This window comes from Neobacillus sp. YX16 (assembly GCF_030123505.1).
GTDB lineage: Bacteria > Bacillota > Bacilli > Bacillales > Cytobacillaceae > Neobacillus.
Map to the genome: position 1 here is coordinate 411944 of NZ_CP126115.1, position 12491 is coordinate 424434.

Consider the following 12491-nt stretch of genomic DNA (forward strand, 5'->3'; position numbering starts at 1 on the left):
AATTTACAGGTTGTTTTCTTTGTCTTCTTTTACTGTTTCAATCTAAATCACATTAATTTAACTGATTTAATATCTGTATAAAATACATCCTTTATTAGACTAGACACTGTTTAATTTACTGCAGCCTGAGCCAAAATTTCATAAGAGCGCAGCCGTGCCCTATGATCAAAAATCTCTGTGTGAGCCATAATTTCATCAGCGTCAGTCTTTTCTATTAACTCATGGAGCTGTTGCTTCACACCTGCAGGGTCCCCGATGATGGAAGTGAAAAGCTGTTCTTCAACCGCCCTGCGTTCATTATCGTTCCAAAGCTCGTCCATATTATTAACAGGAGGCAAAATGGGCGAAGGCTGTCCGCGGGTTAACAAAAGAAATTTTTGATACATCGAAGTGGCAAGCCTTTGTGCCTCCTGTTTCTCATCAGCAGCCACCACTTGAACGGCTAACAGTACATAAGGCTCCTCCAAAAATTGAGACGGACGAAAAGAATCCCGGTACAGTTTTATGGCCTCCATCATGTTACCTGGAGCAAAATGTCCCGCGAAAGAGAATGGTAACCCTAGCATTCCAGCCAATTGTGCACTATAAAACCCTGAACCTAACAGCCAAATTGGCACATTTGTTTTTTCGCCGGGAATGGCGTGAAAACTAAATGAACCATTCTTAGTGGCTGTTCCTGTACCATAAAGATATGCGATAAGCTCCTGAAGACGGGCATCAAATTCAGGTTCACCAGCAACCCGCTGCCGCAATACATTTGCTGTATATTGGTCGGTGCCAGGTGCCCGCCCCAATCCAAGGTCGATCCGGCCAGGGAAGAAGGTTTCTAATGTTCCAAATTGCTCAGCAACGGAAAGAGGAGAATAATGGGAAAGCAGCATTGCGCCTGATCCAATACGCATTTTTTCCGTGACAGAGGCTACTCGCCCAATTACGATCGGGGATGCTGAACTCGCCATTCCTGCCCAATTATGATGTTCAGCAAGCCAAAACCGTTTATATCCCCATTGCTCTGTTTTCTTTGCTAGTTCAAGAGTGTTTTGAAGGGAAAGTTCGGCTGATCCTCCCTCGACAATTGGGGAGGGATCTAGTACTGAAAGTTCTAATTTCTTTGTCATAATTCTCCCTCCTTTTATACAATTTAATTTTTTAAAGCTGGCCTGTACCTTTATGGGTTGGAAAGTAGGGTAAAACAAATTCTCCAAGTTCCTGGATTACTTCCTCTGGAGGGCGCTTGGAAAAATACAGAGCAAACGCCAAATGGTTGACACCAATCGCTTGAAATTGATGAAGTAGATCAACTAAACGGTTTCTTCCCACGGAATAGCCTAAGGGTATGGGGACAGGCATTTCATCGGGATTTTCCAATAAGTTGATGAACAAGCTTTGAGAGAAGGGTTTAAAATCTCCTGGAGCATGAACTTCAGTTAAAGCACGATAATCCTGGATAAGCTGCGCCTGTTGAAGAATGCTTCTTGGGTATTGAAGCCACCCATCCCCATTCCTGGCTATCCAATTGATAGACTGATTGCTAAATCCAGTCACCATGGTCGGAATCGAAGATTCAGGCTTTGGGATTAACCTCATATCTGTACCATCGATCAGCCCGGCGTGGCTGTGGATTGTCGGCTGATCCTCTTTTAACAGCCGGTCGAGAATTTCGAAATTTTCTTTAAATAACGGACCGCTTTCTTGCTTAGATATCCCTAAAGCTGTAAAGTCTTTTTCCCTGTCCCCTGATGCCACTCCCATAATCAATCGACCTGGAAACAATTGATCGATTGATGCAGCTTCCTTGGCTACCCTGACGGGGTGGCGCAAAGGGAGAACTACACTTCCTGTCACTAACGCAATGTGCTTCGTATAGGCAGCAAGATACGTCAAATAAATCCATAAATCGTACTTTTGGCCGTTATCATCAATATTCAAATTCTGCATCGTAATATCACGGAGCCATAATGAAGCAAAGCCATATTCCTCAATTTTACGGGCAAGCTCCAGCTGATTTTCCATAATCGGATTTTTAGACATCCTAGCAGTCGGGAGGATAAATCCAAGTGTCATTTTGTCTTTCTGGTACATGCTGTGATAGGCAAGATGATTTTGAAAACTCACTCTTGGTCCTCCTTAAAAGGTTATATTTTTAAGCCTATATACTTTTCAAACTGTTTAATGGTTTCCTCATTGCGTCGATAATAAGTCCATTGTCCGATTCGTTTCATTTCCACCAGCCCGCTTTGCAATAGGATAGACAAATACTGGGAGGTAGTGGACTGTGATAGTCCTACTTTGCTGCGAATATCACTAACACAAACCCCGCCATCAAAGCCTTTATCTTTGATGACATGGGCCTGCGGGGAAAAATTATTATCAGGTTCTTTCAACATTTGCAGAATATTTACTCTTATTTGATTTGACAGAGCCTTGAAAATTTCAACTGCCTGTTCGTCATTTATCATATTTGATTCCCGATTCAACGGTGCCCGCCCCTTTCTGATCTTATTAAAAGCTATTTTGCTTGGAATGCGTATAAACTAATCGAACAAAAGGATATTGATAATTTGCGATATCTCTATATTATTTTCCTTTATACCCAAAATCAAATTTTATGCTTTAGACAGGGCTAGGAAACGGCTTTAAAGGAACTACACAAATTAGCTTAGAGAACAGGTAGCGGAGAGATGAGGATTATTTTGCCCACCTTTTAAATGGTTTGGGTTGGTATATAGCTTTGAAAATCAAGACTTTAGAAGGATAGGATAAGAAACTTCTGATGAAGATGATGTTATGATGACGATACAATGTCTATGGATTCTGTTACTTCGTTTTGGAATCCTTGTAAACAACGTTTTGATGCAGTCTCTATTGAGTCAAAGAGACGAGCTAATAAACCCTCTCAGGATGATATTGTAAAATGGATTAACAAGTGTAGAAGTGCACAGGAATTTATAGAGGAAAGTGATGAGATTCAACATAAATTATGTGCTGGAACAGGGCAGGAAGACATGCAAATGTTTAAAAAATATTCTTGGTTTCACCTGTAGTGGAAGGGAGATTAAAGTTAGGGATGTTTTCATTCAATTTTAATTGAGTCATTTTGGTACCTCCAATATCATAATTCACTTTGCAAGTGTTGACCACAACATTATCTTACTCTTGATAAGAAATATGTAATGTTAATTACTTTTTTATTTTTTAAATTGTTACAACAGACTGATGCTGTGTTACTAGTTCCAACATGACCCATCTGTCAACAGACGGCTGGTCTAGTCGCGAGAATAATTGAAGAGCATCAGATTCCTACTATAACGTTGAATTTGTTTAAAGATGTTGCTGAGATGGTAAAGGCACCTAGAACATTGCATTTGCGATTTCCATATGGAAGCCCTGTTGGGCAATACTCGATTCCATGTATGAATGGGGTAAAAACTATATGGAGAATGTGATGGATACTCCTGCCGATAAAAGTGCGTCTATTAAATAGCAATCGTTCTAAAAAGAGGGGATTAAAAACCACAAGTAGACTTTTAATAAGTCAAGACTTGTGGTCTTTTTATTTGCAATGATTCAGTGCATAAAGGAAATAAAGGAGTGAAATCTGGAAAAAGGTGAATAATATTCCTGTGTTGTAAAGGATTTTAGCTGAACTGTTTTATAGTAAGGAATCAAGAATAATACATATTTAAAGGTGAGATGATGAAAAAATTTGTTGAGTATGTTTTTTTAACTTTTGGGGCGTCAATCGTTGCTATGGGATTAGAAACGATGTTAGCACCAAACGGGCTAGTAGATGGTGGTGTAACAGCGTTATCGATTATGGCCAATGCTTTATGGGGAATCCCAATTTATGTTGTATTTTTGGGCTTAAATATTCCTATCTTAATTTTTACAGCTAAAGAAGTGGGTAAAACCTTTGTCATTAGAACTCTATATGCAAATATCATTACTACCGTTGGTTTAGTACTATTTAAATCGATTCCTCCTATTACTCAATCTGAAGTATTAATTGTTTTATACGGTGGGGTAATCTTAGGAGTTGGGATAGGAATCGTTGTAAAGTTTGGCGGTGCAATAGATGGCACTGAAATGCTGGCAATTTGGTTTAACCAACACTATCGATTTCCGATTGCCTCATTTTTATTAGTCGTGAATGCTTTCATATTTACGATTGCAGCGCTTGTCTATTCATTGGAACAGGCCATGCTTTCTCTGGCGGTTTTCTATATAGTGACGAAAATGATTAATTATGTTTTAGATGGATTAAATCGTGGGAAATCTGTCATGATCATTTCAGAAAAACCGGATGAAGTTGGAGCTAGTATTATCAATCATTTAAATATCAGCATCACATTTTTATATGGAGAAGGCGGTTTTTTAGGGGAAAGAAAGAAGGTTATTTATTGTATTACGAACAGGTTTATTTTTTCCAAATTAAAAAGTGTCGTTTTAGCAGCAGATCCATCAGCTATTATGGAGGCATCCTATGTTTGTGAAACATCTGGTATAGATAGGTCGCTTATATTACCGAAAGCCAACCCTTCTAACAATAAATCGTAATATTTGCTTACATTATTTAGCATCCTGTTTGATACTAGAGAATAAAAAGTGTGTATATTACCTGTTATAAACCAATTCGCAAAGGTTTGATAAATGTCTGTGTAAAACGACAAGGGCCAAGAGTCGGCATTAAGAAAAAATATCACAACAAGTCTTGAACCCAGGGATACTCCCTTATTTATCATGAGTTGATCAAACTATTATTTAAATCATGACTCCAAGGCAATTTTGAAAGATCCTCGTACATTAACGGGGATTTTTCTGTTTTAAATCCCTTAATGAAAAATCGCATAACTCTTAATAGTGTATAAAAGTATACTAAGTGTTTTTTTGTTTACTATATAACATAAAAGTGCGTACTTTTAATTGTTTGTTGTAGATACTATACTAACATCAATACCGCAACCAATTCTTCTTAAGCGGCGATTGTTAAGATGAAAAGACACATATACCATTAGACATTTTAAGAGGGAATGAAGAATTCTCCTTTGTATTTTGTAAATAAGATCGAATTTAAGATATATCTAATTTTTTATTTTAACTGTAATAATATAAAATACAGTTTTTAGGTGGAAGTTATAGATCCTTATTCAATATAGATCGTCAATTAATGAACACAGAGAGGAATGAAACGATTATGTTAAGGCCAAAAGCAAAGCATCGAAAAGTTTGCGAAAGATGTTTAACGATTTCTACAAATGATCAATGTCCTCAATGTGGTCATGACCAATTCCGGAAGTTCATTTTCATGGTGCAAGCTGCTGGGAGAAAAAATCAGGTGTATAAAGCAGATGTATAAAGCAGAAGTAGGGTAGCGAAAGTCTACAATCATTTAGATCGTAAAAAATTTGATGTGCTTTATATGGTTGTCATAACCAACAATTATCAAGCATTAGAGTAGGTACCTATATTTTTCTATCTATTGGAAAATGTTTTGAGGAATGGAGGAATGAAAAGTGGATTTTATGACCTTTGTTTTGTTTGGAGCAACGGGTGATTTGGCCAAAAGAAAGATTTATCCGGCTCTTTTTAATTTGTTTTTAGATAAAAAGATGCCCCAGTCATTTTCAATTATTGGGTTAGGCAGGAGAGAACTATCGGATGGTACATTTCAAACAAATGTAGAACATTCATTAAGAACATTTTCTAGACGCTTTATCGAAGATAAAGCTAAATTAAAAGAATTTATCGACGCGTTTCGTTACAGCCAATTAGATGTAACGGATGTGGAAGGGTATCAAGAACTGCTTAATTTGGTTCAGAGGCGTGAACGGGAGTTAAACATTCATGAAAATCGATTATTCTATCTGTCTGTTGCACCCGAGTTTTTCGATGTAATCGCCTCTAATATTAAAGAAAGCGGATTGGGAACGACCAATGGATGGAAACGCCTGATTATTGAAAAGCCGTTTGGGCATGATATGGCTTCCGCCCAAGAATTAAATCAAAGGCTAAGTAAATCTTTTAGCGAAGAGGAAATTTACCGGATAGACCATTATCTTGGCAAACTAATGGTTCAAAACCTCGAAGCATTGACATTTGCCAATCCTGTGCTTCAATCCTTATGGAATAAGCAGCACATAGCCAATATACAAATAACGGCTAGTGAAACGGTTGGAGTAGAAGACAGAGCGGGCTATTATGATCAAGCCGGGGCCATCCGGGATATGTTCCAGAATCATATGCTGCAACTGTTGATGATGACGGCCATGCATGTACCAAAAACGATAAGTGCAGCAGATATCCGGAATGAAAAGAGAAAGGTGATGGAATCATTGCGGCCTTTGCAGAAAGAGGATGTCGGTTCTCAAGTTGTCCGTGGCCAATATAGTGCCGGAGAAATGAATCATGAGCCAGTGGTTGGATACAGGGAGGAACCTGGGGTTGATTCTTCCTCTGTCAATGATACTTTTGTTGCCGCCCGTTTATGGATTGATAATGATTTTTGGGGAGGAGTTCCTTTCTATATCCGTACAGGAAAGAGAATGAAGGAAAAGTCGACACGTATCGTCATAGAGTTTAAAAATCCAGTGAAGGAATTGTATGGATCCGATCAACAAACGGAACCAAATCTATTAATTGTCAATATCAATCCCAATGAAGGGATATCGTTGCAATTGAATAGTAAGAATCCGCTAAAAAACGGGAAAATTGAGCCTATTTCAATTGACTTCTCAACAGGAGCAAAAGACATACCCGAAGCTTATGAACTCTTAATCTTTGATGCATTACGCGGTGACTCGACATTCTTTGCCCACTGGTATGAAGTGGAATTATCGTGGAAATGGGTGCAGCCAGTTTTAGAAGCGTTTGAGGAAAACACAGTCCCCTTACATTTCTATCGTTCAGGTTCGATGGGTCCGGATGCTTCGGATGAACTTTTAAAAGAGGACGGGTTTTATTGGTGGGAATACCAAGGGTCTAAGTATGAGATGATTTCAAAAGATCAATCAGTAAACGTATTAAAAATAGGATAACAACACGAATCGTTCAGGAGGACAAGAGGATGCAAGTTGGATTAATCGGGTTAGGGAAAATGGGGTTAAACTTAGGAAAAAATCTAATTGACCACAACTACGAAGTAGCCACCTTGGATTTAAATGTCAATGCTGTAGAAGAAATCAGTAAGTATGGTGCTATAGAAACATCGAGTTTTAAGGAGCTTTTTAAAATCTTAGAAGCCCCCAGAATTATCTGAATCATGGTTCCGCACGCTGTTGTCGATTCAGTTATAAATGAGATCACTCCATACTTGAGTCAAGGCGATATCGTAATCGAAGCTGGTAATTCTCATTATAAGGACTCCATTCGCCGTTACGAGCAGCTAAAGGAATCAGGTATACATTTTATGGATGTCGGTACCTCCGGAGGGATGGAAGGCGCACGTAACGGAGCTTGTTACATGGTCGGCGGGGATGCTGAAGTTTGGAGTATGGTTGTACCCATATTTCGAGACACAGAGGTAGAAAAAGGATATTTATATGCGGGTCCGGCAGGCAGCGGCCATTTCTTAAAAATGGTCCACAACGGAATCGAGTATGGGATGATGGCTGCGATTGGAGAAGGATTTGAAGTACTGGAGAAAAGTGAGTTTGATTTTGACTATGAAAAAGTGGCAAGAGTATGGAATAACGGCTCAGTCATTCGTTCATGGCTCATGGACTTAACAGAACGTGCATTTTCTAAAGATGCCAACGTAGAACAAATCAAAGGAACCATGCATTCTTCAGGAGAAGGAAAGTGGACAGTGGAAACGGCCTTGGATCTGCAGGCAGCCACTCCAGTGATCGCCATGTCTCTTTTGATGCGCTACCGTTCTTTAGATCATGACACCTTTACAGGGAAAGTGGTTGCTGCCCTTCGGAACGAGTTTGGTGGACATGCAGTTGAAAAAAGCGATTAGTTTTATATGGGATGGATTTTAGTAAACAAGATTATTATATATTAAAACAATCCGCAAAGTGAAAAAGGGAGTGAAATCATGAATGTAATGGATGCAAAAATCATTAGTACCCAATATGGTTTGGAGACGTATTTAGACGTTATAAAAAGTGTTAATGTAAGAGAACTACATTATCCTACAGAGACAGAACCCTTTTTTGAAATCACAGTAGGGATAGAGTATTTTCTATTAAAAGAAGAAAGATATTATGACAGTAGAAAGAATTATTTTCGCATCCGTATGGATTCCGATTTTGGTTCCGTAACGCTCGTAGAAACAAAAACGGAAAGTTTATTTGCAGTGAAAAATGCAGGCGAGAAAGACGCAACAAAGAAACTTGTTGGAGAATGGCGTATAAAGACCCAGGCTCTCAAACAAGTTATAAATGAACTGATTGTTCAAAAGAAAATGGAAGACGTTCAAACAGAGGGGGATATTCAAGCAGTATTAGGAACCATAAGGTTCTTGGAGAAATTACTCGAAATCGAAGCAGAAGATATAGTAAGGACCATTGTTGAGAGAGAACCTGAGTTTGTTCATTAGTAACATTTAAGATGATGGGAAACACTTATGACGTACTCAATTTTAAAAAAATGGATAAGTGAACCTTAAAGTTGCTAATTTCCCACAGAAAAGGAGAATTTACACATATGAATCGATTTACTATTCCGAGAGATGTTTATTTTGGAGAAGGATCCCTAGAAGTTTTAAAAACCCTTGAAGGGAAAAAAGCGACGGTTGTTATTGGCGGTCAATCGATTAAAAAATCCGGTTATCTCGATAAAATCCAAACTTATTTACGAGAGGCAGGCATTGAGACGCAACTAATCGAAGGTGTTGAAAACGATCCATCTATTACAACTGCTCAAAACGGCGGCAAGAAGATGGAAGAATTCCAGCCGGATTGGATCATTGCTGCCGGCGGCGGATCTCCGCTTGATGCGGCTAAGCTGATGTGGATTTTTTATGAAAACCCCGAACTGCCATTTGACCAAATCAAGGCTCCAAATGTACTGCCAACATTGCGTGAAAAAGCTCGCTTTATTGCCATTTCAACTACTAGCGGAACAGGCAGTGATGTATCTCCATTCTCCGTTATTACGGACTATGATAAGGGAGTGAAGTATCCGGTTTTTGGATATGAAATCACGCCTGACATTGCAATCGTTGATCCTGAACTGACGTATTCCATGCCTGCTTCGATTGTAGCCTATACGGGGATGGATGCCTTGACACATGGCATTGAGGCATATGTATCCACCCTGCACAACTCTTTTACTGATCCGCTGGCCATGCAGTCGATTAGGCAAGTGGTAGAAAATATTGAAAAATCCGCAGTAGGTGACAAACAGGCAAGGGCAGAAATGCATTATGCCCAGGCCATAGCCGGCATGGCCTTTTCCAATGGATTTTTAGGAATTGTCCACAGCTTAGCCCATAAGAGCGGAGCCATTTTTGAAATTCCGCACGGTACAGCAAATGCACTCTACTTGCCATATGTGATTGATTATAATAGAAAGGTGGAAAGCTCAAGATATGCGGATATTGCAAGGATGCTTGGTTTAACCGGAAATACGGATGACGAATTGATTGATTCGTTAACAGACCTCATCCGTCGTTTAAACAAATCTTTGAATCTGCCATTAACACTAAAGGAATTTGGTGTGGGAGAAGCAGAATTTGAAAAACACCTGAACCAGATGGCAGCAGGAGCTGTTGAGGATCCTTGTACTCCATCCAATCCACGAGAAGTATCGGTGGAGGATATGAAAAAAATCTATATTGCGGCTTACAACGGAGATAAAATCAACTTCTAATGAAGATAATCAGAACATGGTACGGAAATGAATATTTTTACTTCTGTTCTATGATTTTAAGGAGGTTAATGAACATGAGCAAAAAAATCGCTACGCTTATAACAAACCTATTTGAAGATGTGGAGTACACTGAACCAGCACAAGCCTTTAAAGAAGCTGGTCATGAAGTTATCACGGTTGACAAACAATCAGGTAACCAAGTAACTGGTAAAAAAGGCACAACCGTAAAAATTGATAAATCCATTGATGAAGTTCATCCTGCAGACTTTGATGCGTTGCTTATCCCTGGTGGATTCTCTCCCGATTTATTGCGTGAAGACGATCGTTTTGGTGAATTTGCAAAAGCATTTATCCAAGATGGAAAACCTGTTTTTGCCATTTGTCATGGACCACAAGTGTTAATCGATACAGACCTTTTAAAAGGTGTCGACATCACTGGCTATAAATCCATTCGCAACGATTTGAAAAATGCTGGTGCAAATTATAAAGACGAAGAAGTTGTCATCAGCAAAAATATTGTAACAAGTCGAGAACCAAAAGATATTCCAGCATTTAATCGTGAATCACTAAAACTTTTAGCTAAATAATAATGCTTATTTAAAAACGACGTAAATATTTCTAACTTGCGGATTCTTTAATCAGAATCCGCAAGTTGGTTAAACAAATATATGAATAAAGGAGGTAATGACGTTGTCATTAAAAGGAAAAAGAGTGGTTGTTTTAGGAGGTACATCTGGTATTGGTTTAGCGGCTGCTAAGGCGTTTCTCGATGAATCCGCTCAAGTCATTATTGCTAGCCGTTCTGCTTCAAAATTATCTGACGCAAAAGTGAAGCTTGGTGGTAACGTAGAGGGCTATGAAATCGACTTTCGCAGCGAGGAAAAGGTTGCAGACTTTTTCAAGAAGGTTGGGAAATTTGATCACCTGGTGGTTACTGCAGGTGAAGGCGCTATGGGTCACTTTAACGAACTGCCTGTTGCAACCGTAAGAGAGGCATTTGATAGTAAGTTCTGGGGGCAGTATATCTCGGTTCGTGCTGCTCTTCCATACTTGAATAATGAAAGTTCTATTACATTAACTTCTGGTGTATATGGTGTGCGTCCTCCTCAAGGTGCAACGACTTTAGCTTCCATTAATTCAGCAATCGATGGATTAGTACGAGGACTTTCAGTAGACCTGGCACCTATCAGAGTAAACGTGGTGTCACCTGGTATCGTTGACACTCCTCTTTACGGCGGAATGCCAGAAGATCAAAGACAAGATATGTACCATGGGATTGCTAAGCAATTACCTGTCGGACGTGTTGCTCAACCTAAAGATATTGCTGAAACCTATGTTTACCTAGTGAAAAATGGGTTTACAACTGGCACATCGGTTCTTATCGATGGAGGAGCTCATCTGATCTAATCCATTTGATATCAAAGTCGATTGATAAATTGATTTAGAATAGAAGTGGTGAGGATGACTCAAAGTGTCAGACACTTACAGACCATCCTCACTTTCTTTGTTTTTTTGCACAGACGGAAGCAGAAATGGCCATATCATGCAATAAAGAATAGCTTTGTTGGTTACGGAAATTCTAAATATATGCGTAGTTTATACGAAGAGACGTTAACATTCTACTTCTATGATACCCAAATACATAAAAGAAAGGGTCGAGCCTAATGGATGAAAAGAAAAGAGCGGAAATTAAAAATGCATTAGCCAAACACGTGGTAACCCTGCCTGACGGCACTTCTTTACCTAGTTTAGGACAAGGAACATGGTACATGGGGGAAAATCCCCAAGTGAGAGACAAAGAAATAAAAGCCTTGCAGCTCGGCTTAGAATTGGGTATGAAACTTATTGACACTGCTGAAATGTACGGAAATGGCGACTCTGAACGCTTAGTTGGCGAAGCCATTAAAGGACGCAGAAATGAAGTCTTTTTAGTCTCAAAAGTGTATCCCCATCATGCAGGTTTAGATAAGATTTCAAATGCATGTGAAAACAGCTTAAAACGACTCGGAACAGACCACTTGGACTTATATCTTCTCCACTGGAGAGGACGTGTTCCTTTAGAGGAAACAATTGAAGGAATGGAAAAACTACGAGAAGAAGGGAAAATTTTAAGATGGGGCGTCTCAAATTTTGACACGGTTAATATGGAAGAGCTATGGAACACTACGAATGGAAAAAATTGTGTGACGAACCAAGTGCTATACCATTTAGGTTCAAGAGGAATCGACTTCGATCTCTTACCATGGCAGCGGGAACATAACATGCCAATCATGGCCTACAGTCCCCTAGCTCAAGGAGGCTCTTTAAGAAGACAGCTTTTAAACGATCCAACTATTCATGATATTGCTGACAAATACAATGTCCAACCATTACAAATCGCTCTTGCTTGGACCATCCGTTCGAATAACGTCATCGCTATTCCAAAAGCAGTTCAAGAAGAACATGTTTTAGCAAATGCTGAAGCAGCAACTATTGAGTTTACTGAAGAAGATCTCAGTAGAATTGATCAAGTATTTCCTAAACCTACTAGGAAAATGCCATTGGATATTATTTGAAAATATACTTTAAAAAAGGACTCTTGTTGGAGTTGCTGACAATCAAATAGGAATTTCAAAAAAACTGTGTAGAATTTATTCCATACAGTTTTTTTATCGGGGAGATTTAATATCCATATC

The 12491-nt window shown here is 39.1% G+C and carries 12 protein-coding genes and 1 pseudogene; 10 read left to right on the forward strand and 3 right to left on the reverse strand.

Annotated features, from left to right (window positions below):
• Positions 1 to 110 precede the first annotated feature (110 nt).
• Genes QNH48_RS02115 through QNH48_RS02125 form a run of 3 tightly spaced genes read right to left on the reverse strand, consistent with a single transcriptional unit; the run spans position 111 to position 2459 of the window.
• Positions 111 to 1118: an LLM class flavin-dependent oxidoreductase gene (locus tag QNH48_RS02115; RefSeq protein ID WP_283953556.1), complete on the reverse strand. Its 1008-nt coding sequence runs from the start codon at positions 1116 to 1118 to the stop codon at positions 111 to 113.
• Positions 1119 to 1149: 31 nt separating this feature from the next.
• Positions 1150 to 2115 carry a TIGR03571 family LLM class oxidoreductase gene (locus QNH48_RS02120; RefSeq protein ID WP_283953557.1) on the reverse strand — a complete coding sequence of 322 codons (966 nt, stop codon included), beginning with the start codon at positions 2113 to 2115 and terminating at the stop codon, positions 1150 to 1152.
• A gap of 20 nt (positions 2116 to 2135) precedes the next feature.
• Positions 2136 to 2459 (reverse strand): ArsR/SmtB family transcription factor, encoded by a 324-nt coding sequence (locus QNH48_RS02125; protein WP_133370943.1) that lies wholly within the window; start codon positions 2457 to 2459, stop codon positions 2136 to 2138.
• A 342-nt stretch (positions 2460 to 2801) separates the two neighbouring features.
• Here QNH48_RS02125 and QNH48_RS02130 point away from each other — a divergent pair, with 342 nt between their 5' ends.
• The 10 genes and pseudogenes from QNH48_RS02130 (at position 2802) to QNH48_RS02175 (ending at position 12371) form a co-directional block, all read left to right on the forward strand.
• Positions 2802 to 3044, forward strand: a complete 243-nt coding sequence (locus QNH48_RS02130) for a hypothetical protein (protein WP_283953558.1) — start codon at positions 2802 to 2804, stop codon at positions 3042 to 3044.
• A 652-nt stretch (positions 3045 to 3696) separates the two neighbouring features.
• A complete protein-coding gene (locus QNH48_RS02135) occupies positions 3697 to 4557 on the forward strand; it encodes a YitT family protein (protein ID WP_283955656.1) in 861 nt (286 codons plus the stop codon).
• A 610-nt stretch (positions 4558 to 5167) separates the two neighbouring features.
• Positions 5168 to 5356 carry a hypothetical protein gene (locus QNH48_RS02140; protein ID WP_283953559.1) on the forward strand — a complete coding sequence of 63 codons (189 nt, stop codon included), beginning with the start codon at positions 5168 to 5170 and terminating at the stop codon, positions 5354 to 5356.
• A gap of 157 nt (positions 5357 to 5513) precedes the next feature.
• Complete coding sequence (gene zwf, locus QNH48_RS02145; protein ID WP_283953560.1) at positions 5514 to 7034, forward strand: glucose-6-phosphate dehydrogenase; 1521 nt, start codon at positions 5514 to 5516, stop codon at positions 7032 to 7034.
• Between the two features lie 29 nt (positions 7035 to 7063).
• Positions 7064 to 7960 (forward strand): annotated as a pseudogene (gene gnd, locus QNH48_RS02150) (phosphogluconate dehydrogenase (NAD(+)-dependent, decarboxylating)).
• A 78-nt stretch (positions 7961 to 8038) separates the two neighbouring features.
• On the forward strand, positions 8039 to 8542 hold the full coding sequence (locus QNH48_RS02155) for a hypothetical protein (protein WP_283953561.1): 504 nt from the start codon (positions 8039 to 8041) through the stop codon (positions 8540 to 8542).
• Between the two features lie 107 nt (positions 8543 to 8649).
• On the forward strand, positions 8650 to 9816 hold the full coding sequence (locus QNH48_RS02160) for an iron-containing alcohol dehydrogenase (RefSeq protein WP_283953562.1): 1167 nt from the start codon (positions 8650 to 8652) through the stop codon (positions 9814 to 9816).
• 74 nt (positions 9817 to 9890) lie between these two features.
• Positions 9891 to 10403: a cysteine protease YraA gene (locus tag QNH48_RS02165; protein ID WP_283953563.1), complete on the forward strand. Its 513-nt coding sequence runs from the start codon at positions 9891 to 9893 to the stop codon at positions 10401 to 10403.
• Between the two features lie 97 nt (positions 10404 to 10500).
• The gene (locus QNH48_RS02170) at positions 10501 to 11223 is read left to right on the forward strand and encodes an SDR family oxidoreductase (protein ID WP_283953564.1); all 723 of its coding nucleotides are present in this window, start codon (positions 10501 to 10503) and stop codon (positions 11221 to 11223) included.
• A gap of 257 nt (positions 11224 to 11480) precedes the next feature.
• A complete protein-coding gene (locus tag QNH48_RS02175; protein WP_283953565.1) occupies positions 11481 to 12371 on the forward strand; it encodes an aldo/keto reductase in 891 nt (296 codons plus the stop codon).
• Positions 12372 to 12491: the final 120 nt, after the last annotated feature.